Here is a 21189-nt window from a genome sequence, read left to right as displayed (position 1 = left end):
CGACACCATCGCCGCGGGCAGCACGATCACCATCAGGTTCAAGGTCGAGAATGTCGGCAACCGCGCGACGCGCGAGGACAGCTGGACCGACCGCGTCTATCTGTCGCTCGACGCCTCGCTCGACGAAGGCGACTGGCTGATGTCGCGCGAGAGCGCGCCGGGCGTGATCGTCCGCGCCGAGAACAAGCATGTCGGCGTGCTGGAGGCCGGCGAATCCTATTACGCCACCGTGACGGTGACGCTGCCCTTCGAGCTGAACGGAGCGATGCACGTCATTGCGATGACCGATTCGGAACTCGCCGATTCGGGCTATGCGAACAGCACCCTGTCGCCGCGCCTCAACGGCGTGCGCGGGTCGCTGGCGGGCAAGGTCAGCGAGTTCCAGGGCGAAGGCAACAACAGCATTGCGAAGGCGGTGACGCTGACCCCCTATACGCCGCCCAACCTTCAGGTGACGGCGCTCACCGCGCCCGAACGCGCGGTGCGCGGGCAGACCTTCCGCCTCGAATATCGCGTGACCAACAACGGCGGGGCGACCCCGGCGCTGCAGGCGCAGTGGGACGACCTGATCTATCTGTCGCGCGATCCGTTTCTCGACCTGACGTCCGACCGCTATATCGGATCGGTCCGCCACAGCGGCGGGCTGGCGGCCGGCGACAGCTATGACGTCGCGCTCGACCTTGCGGTGCCGACCGACCTCGGGACCGAGGCCTATTATGTCTTTGTCGTGTCCGACCCCGCGCGCTACAACGCCACCGGACAGGTTTTCGAGAGCGACGAGCGGGACAATATGCGCGCCAGCGCCGTCCCGATGGTGATCGAATTGCCGCCGCCGACCGATATCCAGGTCATGGACATCACCGTGCCCGATACCCAGCGGCCCGGCGACGAAGTGACGATCAGCTGGACGGTGAAGAATGTCAGCGACGTCGTCGCGGCGGGGCGCTGGACCGACGCCGTCTATCTGTCGCGCGACGCGACCTGGGACGTCGGTGACAAGCTGCTCGGCCGCGCCGATTACGGCGGCGTCCTCAATCCCGACGGCACCTATACGCTCAGCCTGACGACGACGCTGCCCGGCGCGGCGGCGGGCGACTATCGCATCATCGTCCGCGCCGACGTGCGCAACCAGCTTCACGAGGATGTCGGCGAGGCGAACAACACCACCGCGTCGGCCGAGACGCTGTCGATCGCCGTCGATACGCTGACGCTCGGCATCCCGCTGACCGTCGCGCTGGCGCCGGGGCAGGAGCGGCTCTACCGGATCGAGGTTCCCGCCGACAAGACGCTGCGCCTGCGCGTCGGCTCCGACGACGAACGCAGCATCAACGAGGTGTTCGTGCGCCACGACGAGGTGCCGACCTCGGCCGCGTTCGACGCGACCTATACCGGCCCGCTGGCGCAGGAACTGACGGCGATCGTCCCCGGCACCGAACCCGGCGTCTATTATGTGCTGGTGCGCGGCTACAGCGGCCCCGCCGACGGATCGCAGGTGACGCTGGTCGCCGACCTGCTGCCGCTGGTCATCACCGACATCCAGACCGATCGCGGCGGCGATTCGCGCTATGTGACGACGACGATCAAGGGCGCGCAGTTCCACCCCGACGCCATCGTCAAGGCGTCGCGTCCCAATATTGCCGAATATGAACCCGTCGCGTGGAAGGTCGTCGATGCGTCGACGATCATCGCGACCTTCGATTTCACCGACGCGCCGCACGGCCTTTACGACATCAAGGTCATCAACCCCGACGGCGCCCAGTCGAGCGAGCCCTATCGCTTCCTGATCGAGCGCGGGATCGAGCCCGAGGTGACGATCGGCGTCGGCGGCCCGCGGGTGATCCTGGCGGGCGACCAGGCGACCTATTCGGTGGCGCTGGAGAACCGGTCGAACCTCGACGCGCCCTACACCTATTTCCAGGTCGGGGTGCCCGAACTGGGCAGCAACCAATATGTCTATGGCCTGCGCTTCCTCGATTTCTTCACCAACGTCCGCGGCGCGCCCGAAGGCGTGCTGGCGGGGGTCAACGCGCTGGTGCCGTGGCTGGGCCTCGAATCGATCACCAACACGGGCGGCCAGCTCATCACCTCGGGCTTCCTCTACGATCATCCGGCCGACGGCTTCACGGGCTTCACCTTCAACGTGTCGACCTATCCGGGGCTGAAGGCGATGGCGGACCGCTCGTTTGAGGCGTTCCGCGCGCAGATGGCGCAATCCTTCCCGTCGCTCGACAATCTGCTCGCGGCGGGCGAGGGGAATCTCGAAAACTGGTGGGATGCGGTCAAGGACCTGATCGCCGACCAGCTTCCCGCCGCGCGCGGGGTGCTCGACCAGCTCGACTTCGTCGGCCTCTACCAATCGAACGCCGCGACGCCGAGCCGGGACGAGATTCCGTTCATCCCGTTTCGCTTCCACATCCTCGCCTCCGCGACGACGATGACGCGGGCGGAGTTCGTCGCCTTCCAGACGAACGAGGCCCTGCGGCTGCGCGACGCGATACTGGCGGCGGACGACGCGCCGCCCGCGCTGCTGGCACTCGCCGCGAGCGAGCGGGACTGGGTGAACCTGTATCTTGCCGCGCTGGAGGATGCGGGATTGCTGCGCCCCGAGGGCGAGGTGCCGCCGATCCGCACGCAGGCGCATATCGTCAGCCTGATGGCGACGCTGGCGTCGGGCATCCTCTATGGTCCGGCGGGCAGCGAAATCCGCTCGAACGGCGATTACCTCGGCTTCTTCGAGCAGGTGCGCGCGCTGTACGGCCACAAGAACGGCCAGATGGCGGCGATCGAATATATGGATCCGCGCCAGAGCCCGCGCTACACGGGCGAGGTGCCGATCCCGGCGCTTCCCGACCCCGCCGACTATGATCTGGGCCTGAGCGGTCCGACCTGGTTCGAGGCGTTCCGCGTCTATGTCCCCTGGGTCGATTTCGCGCAGCGCGGCGCGGGCCTGCCCGCCGATTTCCAGATAAACGGGCCGGAGCCGGTCGACGGCGATCCGCTGGCGCAGCTCGATTTCTCGCGCTTCTTCACCAGCGGCGGCGCGGGTGGGCGGCTGGCGTCGATCACCGGGCCGCAGACCATGGACACGCTGGGCTGGCTGCCCGCTTCGGCCGAGCTTCCCTACAGCATCGGTTTCGAGAATTCGGCCGGCTCGTCGCGCTACACGAACGAGATCCGCATCGTCACGCAACTCGACCCGCAGCTCGACGCGCGCAGCTTCACCTTCGGCGATATCCGCATCGGCGACATCACCATCGACGTGCCCGACGGGCGGACGAGCTTCCAGGCCGAATATGACTTCGTGCGCACGCGCGGTTTCATCCTGCGCGTCAGCGCGGTGCTCGACCTCTATCAGCAGCCCGCGAGCGCGAGCTGGCTGATCCAGGCGATCGACCCGGTGACGGGCGAGGTGCTGCAGGACACGACGCGCGGCCTGCTGGCGCCCAACAACGCGCAGGGGTCGGGGGCGGGCTTCGTTTCCTATGCGGTGCGGCCGGCGGTCGACGTCGCGACGGGCGAAACCATCGCCGCATCGGCGCGCGTGCTGATGGCCGGCTTCGCGCCCGAGGACACGACGATCCTCAACCAGATGGTCGACGGCAAGGCGCCCGAAAGCCGCCTGACCGCGACGCGCATCGGTACGACGAACGATTATCGCATCGATTGGAACGTCCGCGACGACAATGGCGGATCGGGCGTGCGCCACGTTACCCTTTATGTGGCAGAGGACGGCGGCGATTTCCGCATCTGGCAGCGGCGGCTGACCGACGCGTCGGGATCGCTGGTGTTCGAGGGCGAGGCCGGAAAGACCTATGAGTTCCTGGCGCTGGCGACCGACGTTGCGGGCAATCGCGAGGTGCCGAAGCCCGGCGTCAACGCCGTCGCCGACGGGTCGGGCGTCAATCTGGGCGCGCTGCCGACCGTGCCGGGGACGACGCCGCCCAATTTCGGGCAGGCGCCCGAACCCTCGCCCGCGCCGTCGACCAACGCGCTGTTCACCGCGGCCGAAGCCAAGGTTCCCGCCGCGGCGGCGCTGGCGGCGCCCAGCGAATTCGATGCGATCTTGAGTCCGTTCATCGCGCGCGCCTTTGCCGTGGGGATCGGGCAGAGCGACGGCGGCATCGGTCCGATGGCGATCGTCGAGGCGCCCGACGGCAGCATTCTGGTTTCGGGCGGCGCCAATCGCGGCACCATCTGGCGCTTCGACGCGCGCGGCGGGGTGGCGGGCATGCCGCTCGCCGAACTCGATGTGCCGGTGTTCAACATGGCCTTCGACCTCGAAGGACGCCTGTGGGCGACGACGGGCGGCGGCGCGCTGCTGCGGCTCGACCCCGATACCGGCGCGGTGATCGAACGCCATGGCGACGGCATCACCATCGCGATCGCGGTGCATCCCGAAAGCGGCGCGATCTATGTATCGACCAACGCCGGCATTTCGGTCTTCGACCCCGACAACGGCAGCGTCACCCAGTGGAGCCGCGACGAGAATCTGCGTGTCGGCAGCCTCGCCTTCGACGGCGACGGCACGCTGTGGGCCGTGACCTGGCCCGACCGCAAGCAGGTCGTGCGCTTCAACGACCGCGCGCGGGCGGAGACGATGCTGACCTTCGATGCGCCCGCCGATTCGATCGCCTTTGGGCGGGCCGGAACGCGGCTGGACGGGCTGATGTTCGTGTCGCACACCGCGGGCAAGGTCGCCGACACCGGCCTTGCCGCCGAGGGCAGCGAGCTGACGATGGTGGACATGGCGACGCTGCGCCGCATCGCGGTGGCGACGGGAGGATCGCGCGGCGACGTCGTGCACGCGACCAGCGACGGGCGGCTGCTGATCAGCCAGAGCGGGCAGGTCGATGTCGTCGCCCCGGCGACCGTGCCGGCGGTCGTCGCCACGAATCCGCCTGCCGGATCGAATGCGGTGCTGCCGATGCCGTTCCTGACCGTGACCTTCGATCAGGACATGTTCGTCGGCGCGGCCAGCGATGCCGCCTCGGTCACCAACCGCCAATATTACGAGCTGACCGACGACAGCGGCAAGACGCACGCGATCCGGTCGGTCTCCTACGACGCGGCGACGCGCACCGCGGTGCTGGAGGTCGGGACGTTGCTCGCCGGCAATTACCGGCTGACGGTCAAGTCGGGGCTCGCCGCCGCGACCGGCCAGCGCATGGCGGTCAATTATCAGAGCGCGTTCCAGGCGTATGACGATATTTCGATGCTGGTCGATGTCGTGTTCAGCGACACGCGGATGGACCGCCTGACCGGCACGATCTCCTACAAGGTGACGATCACCAACCGTACCGACGGACCGATCACGCTGCCGGCGCTGTTGACCATCGACCCGCTCGGCGGTTTTCCGGGCGTTCCGACCGACGCCTCGGGCCGCACCGACGACGGCCGCTGGCTGGTCGATCTGGCTTCGGCGCTGCCGCCCGGCGGCGTGCTGGAGGCCGGGCAGAGCACCAGCGGCCGCACCGTGTCGATCACCGCGCCGGGCGACCGGCGGCTGGAATTCGCCGCGGGCATCGTCGCCGGCACCCTGCCCAACACCGCGCCGAGCTTCACCAGCCAGGCGCCCGACCGCGCCAAGGTCGGCCAGGCTTTCGCCTATCAGGCCGCCGCGAGCGATGCCGAGGGGCAGACGGTCGTCTTCGGCCTGCTGACCCATCCCGACGGCATGACCATCGACGCCGACACCGGGCTGATCCGCTGGACGCCCGGGCCCGACAGCCCGGCGAGCGTCGCCGTGGTGGTCGAAGCCTTCGATTCGCGCGGTGCGGTGTCGCTTCAGCGCTTCGTGCTGGCGGTCGAAGGCGGCAACAGTGCGCCCGAGTTCCGCAATGCGCCGATCCGCGTCGAGGGGGCGGAAGGGCAATTGTTCGAATTCCAGCTTGCCGCCACCGACGCCGATTTCGATCCGCTCACCTATTGGGTCGACGGCCTGCCCGCCGGCGCGAGCTTCGACCCGGCGACGCGCATGTTCAGCTGGCTTACCGACTATCGCTCGGCGGGCACCTATGACGTGCGTTTCTATGTCACCGACGGGATCAGCCGGGACGAGGCGCTGATCTCGCTGGTCGTTGCCGACCGCAACCAGCCGCCGCAGGTGGTGCCGGTCGTCGACCGCAGCGCCCGCGAAGGCGATTTCATCCGCTTCCGCATCAACGCGACCGCCGACAGCGACCGGCCGCTGACCTTCTCCAGCCCTTCGCTGCCGTTCGGCGCGACGCTGAACCCGACGACCGGCGCGTTCGAATGGACGCCGACCTATATCCAGGCCGGCGACTACAACGTCACCTTCGACGTCAGCGATGGCGAAACCACGGTGCGCTTCACCACGAAGATCACGGTGCTCAACGCCAATGCGGCGCCGGTGTTCGATCAGCTCGACGGGTGGCAGGTGCTCGAAGGCCAGCTTCTGGTCTTCAAGGCGTTCGCCTTCGATCCCGACAATCCCTATTACACGCCCGCGCTGCGCAACATGCAGACCGGCGAGGTCGTGGCGACCACCAGCCTGCCCAAGACGGTGACGGTCGAGCTGTTGTCGGTGCTGCCGCCGGGCGCGACCTTCGACCCCGAAACCATGGAGCTGCGCTGGACGCCCGACAATGCGCAGGCCGGCGATTACGAGCTGCGCTTCCGCGCCACCGACACGGGCGACGGCGACGAGCCGCCGCTGTCGACCGAAATCACGGTGCCGATCCGCGTGTTCAACCAGAACCGTCGCCCCGAAGTGCGGACGATCGAGAATGTCACCGTGGCCAAGGACACGGTGGTCGAGATTCCGGTTTCGGCCTTCGACGCCGACGGCAATCCGCTGAGCCTCGCGGCGATCAACGAAAGCCCGTTCCAGCCGCTGCCGCCCTTCATCACCTTCGTCGACAATGGCGACGGCACCGGCGTGATGCGGATCGCGCCGGGCGCGAACCATCGCGGCGACCATGCGGTGACGGTGACCGCGACCGACGACGGCGACGGCACCGGCACCCCGCTGACCGGCGCCTATACCTTCATCATTTCGGTCACGAGCCCCAATGAAGCGCCGGTGATCGGCCATATCGGCAATCTGGTCGCGGTGGCCGGGCAAAAGCTGACGGCGACGATCGACGTTCGCGACATGGACCAGGATGCCTTGTCCTATGCGCTGTCGGGCCTGCCCGGTGCGACCGTGACGCCGACCTCCGTCTATGGCCGCGTGACGCTGGAGTGGACGCCGACGGCGGCTGAGATCGGCAGCTATGACGCCAGCCTGACCGTCACCGACAGCGGCAACGGCGTCACGCTGGCGGCCAGCGACACGCGGGCATTCCGCATCGTCGTCCGCGCCGCCAACAGCGGCCCGCAACTGACCCCGGTCGGCGACAAGGCGATCGTCGAGGGCGAGGAACTGCTGTTCAGCCTGCGCGGGATCGATGCCGACGGCGACGACATCAGCTTCACGATGGAGGGCGCGCCGGAGGGCGCGATGCTCGATCCGGTGACCGGGCTGTTCCGCTGGAAACCGGCGCTGAATGCCGCCGGCAGCTACCAGATCCTGTTCGCGGCCGGCGACGGCCATTCGCGCAGCACCGAGCGGGTGACGATTACCGTCGCCAACGCGAACCAGACGCCGCTGTTCGTGCCGATGGCGACGCAATTGCTGCGCGAGGGCGCCGCGTCGACCTTCACCGTCGTCGCGGCCGATGGCGACGGCGATCCGCTGTCGCTGTCGGTGGTCAGCGGCCTGCCCGCGGGCGCGCTGTTCGTCGCGGCGCGCGGCGAGCTGCAATGGATGCCCGGCTATGACCAGGCGGGCGATCATCTGATCCGCTTTGCCGCGACCGATCCGTCGGGCGCGGTCGGCACCATCGACGTGCTGGTGCGCGTCGCCAATGTGAACCGCGCGCCCACGATCACCGAGGGCTATCACGCCTTCCTGATCGGCGAGGAAAAGCGCTTCCGCATCGCGGCGCAGGACCCCGACAGCGACGACACGCTGACCTTCAGCGCCGAAAACCTGCCCGAGGGCGCGATGATCGACGCCGCGACGGGCGAGTTCGTCTGGACGCCGGGACCGGGGCAGGCGGGCGACTATGTCGTGACGCTGATCGTCAGCGACGGGCGCGCGACGACGCGGCGGACCGTGCTGATGCGGGCGCAGCTTGAACCCGCGGCGCCGACGCTGCGGATCGAGACGACCCCCAGCTTCGCCGCGACGCCGGGGCAGAAGGTGCTGCTCCATCCGACGGCGGACAGCCTGTCCGACATCGTGTCGCTGCGGCTGTGGGTCGACGGGCAGGAGGTCGCGCTCGACGCCAATGGACGCGCGACGATCACGGCCGGCAATCCGGGCAAATATTGGGTGCGCGCGACGGCGGTCGATGCCGATGGCGGAACCGCGACGGTCGAACAATGGCTGAAGGTCCGCGATCCCGCCGACAAGGCGGCGCCGGTCGTCGCGTTCGGCGGCGGGATCGACGCGATGATCGTGCGCGGGACGCTCGACGTGCGCGGCAGCATCGCCGACACCAATCTCGATTTCTGGACGCTGCAACTGATCGGCGCCGACGGCAGCGTGCAGGATATCGCGCGCGGCGATACGACCGCCGACGGCGTGCTGGCGACGCTCGACGGGCGGCGGCTGGCCGACGGCTTCTATACGCTGCGTCTGACCGGGCGCGACATTTCGGGACGCACGAGCGTCGCGAGCGCGGCGGTCGAGGTGCGCACCGGCGCCGACAAGGCGGGGCGCCATCAATCGACCCATGTCGATGTTTCGGCCCAGCTCGGCAGCGTGCCGTTCGCGCTGACCCGCGCCTATGACAGCCTGACCGGCGAATGGATCTTCCTGGGCCTCGACGTCGCGATGGAAACCAACGCCGGGACGCTGCCCGGCGTCGGCGGGGCGCTGCCCGGTTTCGAGCAGGGCACGCGGCTGATGCTGACGCTGCCGACCGGCGAGCGCGCGGGCTTCACCTTCCGCCCGGTGGCGGAGACGATCGGCTCCGTGACCTTCTATCGCCCCGCCTGGGTGGCGGACAGTGCCAACGGCTGGACGTTGCAGTCGGTCGACCGCCAGCTTCGCAAGGTCGGCGGCGCCTATTTCGATGTCGAGACCGGGCTGGCCTACAACCCCGCGTCGCCGGTCCACGGCAACCGCGACTATGTGCTGAAGGGACCGGACGGCACGACCTACGTGATCGACAGCGGCAACGGCACGGTGGAAATCCGGTCGGCCGCGGGAATGCTTCTGGTCGGCGATGGCGGCGTGACCGCGCTGGGCGGCGCGGCGCTCCAGTTCCTGCGCGATGCGGCGGGGCGCGTCGTGCAGGTGACGGGACCCGGCGGGTCGGACACCGTCTATGAGTATGACGACGCCGGGCGGCTGACCGCGGTGCGCGACCTCGCGACCGGGGCGGGGGTCCGCTACGGCTATGTCGACGGGCGGCTCGCCATCGAGATTCCGTCCGATGGCGAGGGGCGGCGCATCGACTATGCCGCCGACGGCAGCGTCACGACCAGCGTCGTGCGCGACGATCTGGGCAGCGCCGCGGCCTTCACCGGCAAACCCTTCGCCGGCACGCTGCCCGCCGGGGGCGGCAGCGACAGCTATGCCTTCACCGTGCGCGCGAGCGAGATCGCGGGGATGGAGAGCGGCGCGTTGATCCTGCGGGTCGCGACCACGGGCGATGCGATCCCCGAAATCTCCGGGCTGACCGCCATCGCCAGCAGCGTGTCGGGCGGCCAGCGGGTGACGCTGTTCGCGCTGCGCGAGGCCGGACTGCACGAACTGATCGTGACCGGCGCCGGTGCCTATGGCGTCGAGATGCGCATCGCCGGCGACGTCAATGGCGACGGCAGGGTCGACGGCATCGACAGCGCGGCGGTGATCGCGGCGCTGGCGGGCGCCGATGTCGACGGCGACGGCGTCGTCGATGCCACCGACACGCAGCTCGTCGCGGCTAACTACGGCTTCCGCGCCAACCAGGCGCCGGTGATCGCCGACGCCATCGATGCGGTGAAGACCCACGTCGACCTGTCGGCCTGGATCGACGTGGGCAAGGTCGCGACCGATCCCGACGGCGACCGCCTCTATTACCGGATCGTCGGCGTCACCGGCGGCTCGGCGGTGCTGACCGCCGACGGCCGCTCGGTCGTCTTCACCCCCGACGCCGGGTACAGCGGCGCGGCCGCAATCCGGATTTCCGCCGACGACGGCTTTGGCACCTCGGCCGAGGGCGTGATCGACATCGCGGTGTCCGACGCGCGGCTGGTCGCGATTGATTTCGACCTGCGCCGCGTCCGCTTCGCCGAAGAAGGCGGGGTGGCGCCGATCATGGTGATCGGCCAGTTCGAGGATCAGGCCGACGTCTATCTGCCGCTATCCTATCTGAACGTGACGGTCGCCAACCCCGAGGTGGTGCGCTGGGGCGACGATGGGCTGCTGACCGCGCTGCGCGACGGCGCGACCTACATCAAGGTCGAGCGGGGCAGCATCGCGGCGGCGACGGTCGTCACCGTCGGGTCGCCGAAGGACGGCGACGAGATATTGACCGCCGTCTACAATATCGACGCCTATCCCGATAATGTGACGATGATGGCGGGCGGCGCGACGCGCCGGATCGTCACCGCGCAGGACCCCGAAAAGCAGTATTTCCTCGACGGAGCGGAAGCCGGGACCACCTATGTTTCGGGCGACACCGCCGTGGTCACTGTCGATGCCGACGGCGTGATGCGCGCGGTCGGTCCGGGGGTGACGACCGTCACCGTCATCAACCGCTTCGGCGAGGACCGCATCGAGGTGCGCGTGTCCGATCCGATCGTCGGCAATGTCGTGCAGATTGGCAAGGACGGCGCGATCGTCGCCAATACCGACGGCATCACCATCGGCTTCGGCCCCGGCGGGCTGGACGGCGACGCGACCGTGACGATCGAGTCCATCGCGCTGGGCGACCTGCCGGTCGCGATGCCGAACGAGGATATCTTCGATTTCGTCGGCGCATTCGAATTCGATGTCGCGGGCGCCGAATTGACCGGCCCCGTGCAGCTGGCGGTACCGGCCGCCGGCGGTGTCGGCGCGGTGGGCGACGAGGTCTGGTTCTTCCAGAAGATGCTGCTGCCGGTCGGCGAAAACGGCGCCGAGGTCGAGGTGTGGACCGTCATCGATTCGGGCCGCATCGACGAGGACGGCATGGCGCGCGCCGAATCGCCGCCGTTCCCCGGCCTGACGCGGCGTGGCCAGATTCTGGTGGCGCGGGTCGCGTCGCCGCTGCCGCGCATCCAGCTCGACCCCGGCTATGCCGCCGCGCTGACCGCGATCATGGTCCCGGCGCTCGGCATCGCGGCGTCGGGCGGCCTTGGCGGCGCCGTCGTCGGGCTGGGCCTTGGCGCGACGGCGATCGCGCTGATGGCCGCGCCGACGCTGTTCGGACTCGCGGAGCTCGAGGTATGGCGCACCTATGCCGATGGGGAGGTTCTGAAAACGACGCTCGACGTCACCATCTCTCCGACCGACCTTTACACCAAGGTCACGGCCACGGTGCCGACGCCCAAGAAGATCAGCGACGGCACGCCGGAGATATTGGGCGGCACCGTGCAATTCGTGAACGGCAAGCCGGTCGCGGTGCTGACGGGGCGCAATTTCATCTATCCCGCCGCGACGGCGGCGCTGGGGGCGACGACGGCGGGCGACAGCTTCGCCGACATGCGCGTGGTGCTGCGCAACGGCAGCCAGGAGATCGTCCTGACCAGCGACAAGATCCGCGTACGCGAAGGCGGGACGCAGGATTTCGCGGTCGTCGAGTTCGACGTGCCGCAGCGCGTCCTGCTGGGCGTTACGGAAATCCGCGTCGAACGGCCCGCCGCCGGCACGATGCTGGACGCAAAGGGACGGATGCCCGCGAATGCCCAATATGTGGCGAGCAAGACGATCACCATCGACAACAAGGGCGGCTTTGCCTTCGCGGGCGATGCCAGCGGCGTCCAGATCATCGACCTTGCGCGCAAGGACGAAGGCGGCGCCGACCTGCTGGTGGGGCGGATCGAGTTGGGCGCGCCCGTGACCGAAATCGTCGTGACGACCGACCTCGGAAGCGCCTTCGTGGCGACCCAGAAGGGCGTTGCGATCATCGATACGCTGACGCTTCAGCAATATGACGCCGATTTCGACACGCCCGAAGTGGACATGATCGAAATCCCCGGCGGCGTGACCACGCTCGCGGTCGATCCCAACAACCGATACCTCTACGTCGGCGGGCTCGGCAAGGTCTACATCATCGACATCGACCCCGGTTCGGCGACCTACCTGCAACTGCTGGAAAATGAAACGCACGCGATCAACGTCGCGATCCGCAGCGGCGGCGAGGAGTTCGGCCACATCACCAGCATGGCGATCAACGCCGACGGCACGCGCCTCTATGTCGGCGTGCCGGTGTCGGAGATGTACGGGCCGCGCGGCTGGACCAACTATGGCAAGGACCATGGGTTGGTGATGGTCATCAACGTCGACGACCGCGACCGTCCGAAGGCCGGCCAGCCCAACGCCCGCAAGTGGCGCGAGGTGATCGGCAAGATCGACGGCGGCGTCGAGGTTTATGACATCCAGGCGACGGCGGAAGCCGACAAGATGGTGTTCGTGTCGCGCGGCGATACGCGCAACGGCGTCCACCTGCTGAGCGTCACCAACAACAATCCGATCAATTTCCAGGTCAAGCATGTCGGCGTGGCGCCGGTGATCAACGAGGGGCCGATCGGCGTCCGCGACGTCATCAACAGCATCGCCGGCATCTATTATTCGTCGACCAAGCGCGTGACGCAGGGCCAGATCTTCGACCTCGACATCCGCAACGCCGCGGGCATCGCGGTGACGCCCGACCTCAGCTACATGTTCGTCGCCGACTGGGGGCTGCCCGTCTATATGTGGTACGGCGACCAGACCGTCGCCCGCGATGTCGATGCGCTGCACCAGACCGGGTCGAAGATCATGGTCATCAAGAATCCCTTCTCCGCCGCGCCGGAGATCGTGGGATCGACGACGCCGATTCCGCTGGCGTTCCTGGAGGAACTGCGCGTCGACAGTTCGGGGCAGAAACTTTACGCCAACTATCGCGGCCTCGGGAACATCGTCGTCCTCGACATCGACGTGATCCGGGGCATCACGCCGGGGGCGAAGGACACCGACGGCAGCTACAAGTGGAAGCAGACGCCGATCGACAACGTCAATTTCGGGCATCCCGACATCTATCCGGTCGATCCGGATGATCCGGGCAGCTTCGACGATCCGACCAACCCGCCCAACTATCTGTCGATCAACGTCGCCAGGCATGGGCGCGGGCTGGCGTTGCAGCAGCTCGACGCGCTCGAACTGCTCGCGCCGCTCGGCAAGCAGGACCTGCATGGCGCGGGCGCGCCGCCGCTGACCTTCGAATGGCGGCTCGATTCGACGCTGACCGGTACGAAGAACGCCAAGGCGAAGCTCTACGTCAGTTCGCTGCTCCCCGGATCGGGCCTGTGGCCCGACGATCCGCCGTCGATCCGCAACCTGTTCGACAGCGATCCGTCTGCGGCCTCGATGGCCGGGGATCACCATCCCAATCGCATCCTGACGACCCGCGAACTCGACCCCGGGGCCTATCTCGTCAAGGCCGACGGCACGGTGGTCAAGCTGCCCGACGACCTGAACAATCCGCTCGACGGCCAGACCTGGCAGGTCACTTTCTCGCCCGAATATGCAAAGGCGATGACCGCGGGACAGCGTTACTACTGGGGTGTCGAAATCGTCGGCAAGGGCATGCGCGAAGCCGCGTCGTGGCAGGTCAAGGAAGTGGTAGCCGACGCTCCGTTCAACGGCGTCACGCTGCTCACCCACGGCTTCCAGCTCGGCCTTGGGATGATGAACTCGCCCGCGCTGTTCGGGTCGGCGTTCGAGCAGGACGGCGGTGTCTTCACCGACATGGCGGGCTTCATCACCGACGCCAGCGGCGGCGGCGTGGTGCTTTTCTACGACGGCAAGACCGGCGACTGGGTCGACCGCACGACGGGCAAGCGCAACGCCGCCGCGATCGCCGATGCGCGAGGCAAGGCGATCGTGCTGGTCAGCGACTGGTCGAGCCAGTCGGACATCACCGACACCGGCTTTGCGGAGGCCGCGGCCGATGCGCTGTTCGCGTCGCTGGTCGAGCTCAACCGCGCGTCGGGCGGCGGGATATTCCAGTCGCCGCTGCACTTCGTCGGGCACAACCGCGGCTCGGTCGTCAATTCGGAGATCATCCAGCGGCTCGGCACCTATTTCGAGGGTGCGGGGGGCGAGGACGGCATCCACATGACGACGCTGGACCCGCACGACTTCAAGCAGGACGCGCTCAACATCCCGCTGACGGACCTCGTCGAACTTCTGTTCAGCGCGGCTTCGGCGGCTACCTTCATGTTCCCGCCGCTTTCCAAGACGATCAATTACGTCAGCAAGGCCTTTACCAAGCTGATGAAGGTGGTGGGCAAGCTGGGGCTGAAACTCAATCCGGTCGAATTCGCTGATTTTTCGGACCCGACGGTGCAGGTCTGGAGCAACGTCAAGTTCGCCGACAATTATTACCAGGCGACGGGACTGACCGAGGTCAAGCTGTCGGAAATCACCGTGGGCGGCAAGACAATCACGCTGCTGCCCGACAGGATCACCGGCCCGATGAAGAAATATATCTTCACTGCGACGATGAACGGCCGGTCGCTGGTCAACAACGCGCCCGGACCGGCCGGAGGCGCCTTCACGCCCAACCGCCCCAATCTCGACGTCAACCTCGAAGGCATTTCGGGGATACAGGGCGATGACACGCTGTTCGCGATGTTCGGCCTCGGCGGACCCGACAGCCGCATCCTCCATTGGTACGCCGGCACCATCAACACCAACGTCGACAATATCCAGGGCTATCCGATCTTCCGCCGCGTCGTCGACGAGGGCCGCAGCACTTATGCGCTGGGCATCGAGACGCAGGAATTCGGCACCGCACCCTGGTATCAGGTCTATCCGGTGCTGGTATCCGGCGGAAAGGGCGGATCGAGCGGCGCGCTCGACGGCTTCGTCTCTCCCGCGATCTGGGACGGCATCGGCACCGGCTGGTTCTTCAGCGCGGTCGGCGGGGGCGCCGGGGTGCGGCCGGGAGCGATCGGCACCATCTCGCCCGTCTATGACAACGGCAAGGTCGCCAGCGCCGACAACGACAAGGCGGTGCCGACGATCTTCAACGGGGATTTCGAAAGCGGCACCAAGCAGGCGATCACCAGCTTCCTTCAGAATTTCATCTTCGATTCGGGTTATGGACGCTTTCCGCTGTCCTATGAACTGCCCGGCTGGTCTTATCATGGCGGGTCGGGGTTCACGCTGAACACCGAGGGCACGCTCTTCGGCTATCCGTTCCCCGATATCGACATCACCGGCATCTTCACCGTCCAGACCAGCCTTTCCACACTGTTCAAGGAGGTGATGAACAACGTCCTGAAGAAATGGGCGGATATTCTCGCGACCAAGCTGGCCAGCGCCTTCATCCAGGAAAAGCACGGCGGACCGCCGATCCCGACGTCGGAATCGTCGGAAGGATACCGGCAATGGTATAATGAATATTGGCTCGAACGCGCGGCGGGCGATTTCAGCCAGGGCAAGGCCGCGCTGCAGGCGATGGCGACGGTCCAGATCATCCAGGCGATCGACAATCTGATCGGCCGGCTGCTCGACGCCGGGGTCAGCTTCAATACCGAGGACGGCATCGTCACCAAGGATTTCTCGCTGTCCAAGCTGTATGAAAAGTCGGCGACCGCCGACAAGGCGGGGCTGGACGGCGTCGCATCGCTGATCACCCAGGTGTTCAACGCCTATATGGACCATTTCTTCCCGCAGCAGTCCGACTATGCGCTCATCATGGGCGGGCAGAAACTGCTCAAGGATTTCATGTCGACGATGATCGAAACCAGCGCGATGCTGGCTGGAATCGATCCGACCTCCGGCGACGTCCAGCGCGCCGAGACGGCGGCCCATGAATTCATCGACAAGGTGGTGAATCTCAGCGCGATCACCCACAATCGCCTCTATGTGCCGGCCAATGCGAATTATCTGACGTTCGACACCTTCGTGCCGTGGATGATGACGGCCAATGCCGCGATCAAGGTGACCTTCACGCCGGTGGATTCCAGCCTCGGCTCGCACAGCGAGATCGTTCAGCTCAAGCCCGGCTTCATGTCGAACAACAGCTACAGCGTCGAAGTGCCGCAGGCCTATAAGGGCAAGGTCATCACCTTCACGCTCGAACCGGTGGACATGGAAAACACCGCCACCATCGAGCACGCCTTCATGGAGCCTTCCGGGATCGAATATCGCATCCTGTGGCCCAAGACGGCGGAAGGATCGCGGCTGCTGAGCGAACTCGATGCCGACCAGATGCGGCTGCTGGAACAGCAGGGCGACTGGCTGGTCAAGCATCCCGACGTCAAGGTCCGCATCTATGGCTATGCCGACGAGCGCGGGGACGTGGCCTATAACGACCAGCTCGGGCTTGATCGCGCGGCGGCGATCACGCAGTTCCTGCGCAAATATCTGGCCGACCGCAATGCGCATCCCGAACGGGTGCTCGACCCGATCAGCCGCGGCGAGCGCTTCCCCAGCATGCAGGAGAAGGACACGGAAACGCGCTGGACGATGGATCGCCGGACCGAAATGCTGGTGGAAACATGGGATGGCGTCCCGACCAGCGGCGTCGACCGGACCATCGACCTGTCGGAGACGCTGAGCCAGATCTTCCTGCTCGACGCCGTGCGCTTCACTGCCGTGAAGTCGGGCTCGCCGATCCTGCTCGACCCCAGGGACATGGTGACGACGTCGGCGGTGGAACCGCTGACCGCGGACCAGCTCGCGCCGATCGTCACCGCGGCGCAGGCGCGCTGGGTCGGGTCGGGGCTGATCGACGGCGCGGGCGCCGCGCTCGACCGGATCACCGTCGAGATCGGCGAACTGCCCGACGGCGCGCTCGCCCGGTTCGAGAACGGCGTCATCACGATCGACGCGGATGCTGCGGGTCGCGGCTGGTTCGTCGATACGACGCCGATGGACGACGGGGAATATGAAGGCGAAACGCTGGCCCAGCTGCTCGCCGCCGCGCTGGGCAGCGAAGCCGAGGGCAAGGTTGACCTGCTGACCGTCGTGATGCACGAGATGGGGCATGCGTTGCGGCTCGACGACGTGCCGACCAGCCAGCCGACGCGGTTGATGACCGAGATGATCCGGCTCGGCGAACGGCGCCTGCCGAGCGCCGCCGATGTGCCCGACGCGACGAAGCCCGCGACGCCGCAGGGCGACACCGGTACGCCGCCGCCGACGATCACCCTGTCGTCGACGCCGGGCGGCGCGGGCGTGCTCGCGGTCCCGCCGGGCAGCGGATTGCCGCTGGCGTCGGGACCCGTGGCCACCACGCTCGCCAACGGCGATTTCGCCGCCGCGACCGGCTGGAGCGCCTTCGGCGGCGCGAGCGTCACGGGCGGCGAGGGTGTGCTTGCCGAGGACGGGCGCTATCTGTCCTATCTGCGTCAGGCCTTTGCCATTCCCGACGGCGCGACGGAGATCAGCTTCGTCATCCGCTCGGCCACGCTCGGCACCAACGGCAGCCTGCCGCCCGACGCGTTCGAGGTCGCGCTGCTCGACCCGGTCACCGGCCGGTCTCTGCTTGGCGCGCTCGACGGGCTGGACCTGACCGATGCGTTCCTCAACCTGCAGGCCGACGGGACGCTGCACCTTGCGCAGGGGGTCAGCGTAACCGGGACGCCCGGCAGCGGGTCGGCGGTCGTGACCGTGTCGCTGCTCGGCGTGGCGCGCGGCAACGGCGCCCTGCTGTCGTTCGACCTGATCGGTATGGGCGATCAGGACAGCCGCGTCGTCATCGACGATGTGACGTTCCGCACCGTGCCCAACCAGGCGCCGGTCGCGGTCGACGACGCCGTGTCGGTCGACGAGGACGGCACCGTCCTGATCGACATGCTCGCCAACGACAGCGATGCCGACGGCGATGCGCTGACCGTCGCCATCCTGACCGGCCCGAAGCGCGGCACGCTGGTGCCGCCGACGGTGCCGGGCGGGCCGTGGACCTATGTGCCCGATGCCGATTTCTTCGGGACGGACAGCTTTACCTACACGATCACCGACGGGCTGAGCGCACCGGTCTCCGCGACCGTTTCGATCACCGTCAACCCGGTGAATGATGCGCCGATCCTGGAGCCAGTGGCGAATCGCAGCGTGGTCGAAGGCACGGCGCTGTCGGTGCAGCTTGCCGCGACCGATGTCGACGATGCGGCGGCGGCGCTTACCTGGGCGCTTGTCGAAGGGCCGGCCGGGATGACGCTGTCGTCGAACGGCCTGCTCGCCTGGACGGCGGCGGGGCTGGGCGACCGGACCGTGACGGTTCGCGTCACCGATGCCGCTGGCCTGTCGGCCGAACGCAGCTTCCTGCTTCAGGTGACGCCGGTCGGCAACGAAGCGCCGGTTCTGGCACCGATTGCGCCGCAGAGCGTCGAACAGGGCAAGGCGCTGACCGTGCCGCTGTCGGCGAGCGACGCCGATGACGCGGCGGAGACGCTGGTCTGGTCGCTGGTCAGCGGTCCCGCGGGTGCGACCGTGGGAGCCGACGGCGTGTTCCATTGGGTCGCGACCGGCGTAGCCGGGCCGCGCGAGGTGGTGGTGCGCGTGACCGATCCCAAGGGCGCGTTCAGCGAGCAACGCTTCACCATAACCGTGGTGGCGGTGCCCAACGCGGCGCCGGTTCTGGCGCCGATCCCCGCGCAGAGCATAGAGCGCGGGCGGCTGCTGAGCGTCGCGCTGTGGGCGAGCGATGCCGACGATGCGGCGGAGACGCTGGTCTATAGCCTCGTCAGCGGTCCCGCAGGGGCGCGGGTGACGGCGGACGGGCGGTTCGAGTGGATCGCCGGGGGCGCCGCCGACACGCAGATGGTGACGGTGCGCGTGACCGATCCCAAGGGGGCGTTCAGCGAGCAGAGCTTCGCCATTGCCCTGCTTGCCAGTTCCAACCTGCCGCCAGTGATCTCCCCCGTGGCGGGCATCGTGGTGGACGAAGGGCAGGCCGTTTCGGTCCAGCTCGCAGCCAGCGATCCCGATGGCGACGCGAGTGCGCTCGTCTGGACGCTGGTGTCGGGGCCGGAGGGAGCGAGTATCAACGCCAGTGGCCGGTTCACCTGGCAGGCGCTCGACGGCGATGCGACGGTGCCGGTCGTCGTCCGCGTGACCGATGCGGGCGGCGCGTCGGCCGAACTCGCCTTTGCCATCGCAGTCCGCGACGTCGCGCCGACGCTGTCGGTGACCGGCGAAGCGACGGGGCAGGTCGCGCAGAGCTATACCGTGCTGCTCGGCGCCGTCGACCCCGGTCAGGACACGCCGATCGAGTGGATCATCGACTGGGGCGACGGCTCTACGCCGACGCGGATCGTCGGTACCGCCACGGCGGCAAGCCACGACTATGCGGTGGCGGGCGACTATGTCGTCCGGGCGACGCTGATCAACGAGGATGGCAGCTTTGCCGCCGTGCCGCTGGCGCTGTCGATCGCCGATCAGCCGCAGACGCCGCCGCTTCAGGTGACGCAGGCGACGATCGCCGACGGTATCCTGACCATCCGCTTCTCGCAGCCGCTAGGCGCCGAGCAGGCCGGGCGGACGGTGACGCTGATCGGCGAGCGCTTCGGGGCGATTGCGGCGACGATCCGCTACGACGCCGATGGCCAAGGCTTCACCCTGTCGCGCACCGACGGCAAGCCGCTGCAATACGACCGCTACAGCCTGTTCATCGGCGACGACGGCTTCCTCAGCCGTGACGGCCGGTTGCTCGACGGCGATGGCGACGGGGCCGAGGGCGGCGACTATCGCGCCTCGATCCTGTTCGCGCGCGCCGCGGCGGGAACCGCCGAGCTGCCCGACTTCGTGCGCGGGCCCGGCGAGCAGGTCGATGTGCCGCTGGCCGACCGTGCGGGCCTGCAGGTGCGCTTCACCAGCGAGGGCGGGGTCAGGACGCTGTCCTTCCGCGTCACCTACGACCCGGCGCTGCTGACGATCGACGGCATATTGCGCGGGGCCGACCTTCCGGCCGACGCGGTCGTCGAGTTCCGCACCGAAGCCGCGCCGGGCGGCAAGCGCGTGGCGATCGTCTCGATCGTCAGCGACACGCCGATCCCGGCGGGCGCGGTCTGGCTGCTCAGCTTCGACGCGCGCGTTCCGGCCGACGCGCCCTATGGCGCGAGCGAACGGCTGACGGTCACCGTCGACAGCATCAACGCGGCGGCGCCGAGTTCGACGCGCATGGACGAGGCGGTGCAACTCGTCGGCTTCCTCGACGACCGCTCGCCCGAATTCGACGCGCTGCGCCAGGTCGAGCGGGTCGTCGATGGCCTGCCGATCCTGTCGTCTTCGTCGGCGGAGCGGCCGCATTTCGATGCCGTCACCTATGGCACGCGCGCGGCGGTCGCCAAATGGGCGGGCGACATCCATGCCACCGCGTCGGGTAAGACGAAGAAGGCCAAGGAGATCGCGGCCGCGAAGGATGCCGCGCGCAAGAAGGACGCCAAGGCCGAAACCGCGCCAGCCGCTCCGCGCGGCCGGCAGACGGCCGCGGCGACGATCGACTTCGGCGCCACGCCGGTGCTGATGGCGAAAACCGAAGCGCCGGAGCAGGTCGATGCGCCGCTGGCACAGTGGCTCGCCGGCGCGGTCGATGACGGCGACGCGCTTGACCTGATGCCGGTGGCGCTGCCGGCGCTGTTGCTCGACCGCCGTTCCGATCCGCGTCCGCGCCGCGGCAAGGGCCGCAGGAACAAGGACCGTAAATGATGAGCGACGACAAGCGACCGGCGAAGGCGAAAGCGGCTGGGCGTCCGGCGGCCGGGAAGAGCACGCTCGCGCCGCCGGCGCCGCCGCCGCGTCAGCAGACGCTGAAGTTCCGCACCGACAATCTGAAGAGCAGCTATTGCAACATGGCCAACGTCACCTCGACCCGCGAAGAGGTGGTGCTGAATTTCGGGGTCAATCAGAATTGGGACCAGCCCGGCGCCGCGCCGGGACCGCTCGAGGTCGATGTCCAGCACCGCGTGATCCTCAGCCCCTTTGCCGCGAAGCGCCTCAGCGATGCGCTGGGCCAGTTGGTGCGCGATTATGAGCAGCGCTATGGCCCGCTCGGCTGA

At 67.9% G+C, this 21189-nt stretch carries 2 protein-coding genes (1 of these 2 running past the window's edge); both read left to right on the top strand.

Features of this window, described 5'->3' with window-relative positions:
* A protein-coding gene (locus FHR21_RS08150) for a CARDB domain-containing protein (protein ID WP_184097098.1) crosses the window boundary here: on the top strand, positions 1 to 20839 show its 3' portion. It extends 16196 nt beyond the left edge of the window; the window shows 20839 of its 37035 coding nt (coding positions 16197-37035); the start codon falls outside the window, past its left edge; it ends in the stop codon at positions 20837 to 20839.
* Positions 20839 to 21189 carry a DUF3467 domain-containing protein gene (locus FHR21_RS08145; protein ID WP_184097096.1) on the top strand — a complete coding sequence of 117 codons (351 nt, stop codon included), beginning with the start codon at positions 20839 to 20841 and terminating at the stop codon, positions 21187 to 21189. Before FHR21_RS08150 ends, FHR21_RS08145 begins: the two co-directional genes overlap by 1 nt.

This window comes from Sphingopyxis panaciterrulae, assembly GCF_014199295.1.
In the GTDB taxonomy this organism is placed as follows: Bacteria; Pseudomonadota; Alphaproteobacteria; order Sphingomonadales; family Sphingomonadaceae; genus Sphingopyxis; species Sphingopyxis panaciterrulae.
The sequence above is the reverse complement of the archived record's forward strand: the minus strand, read 5'-3'. Positions and strand labels throughout refer to the sequence as shown.

Coding starts and splice junctions, on each gene's coding strand:
- FHR21_RS08145 (WP_184097096.1), top strand. CDS start 20,839: ATGAGCGACGACAAGCGACCGGCGAAGGCGAAAGCGGCTGGGCGTCCG.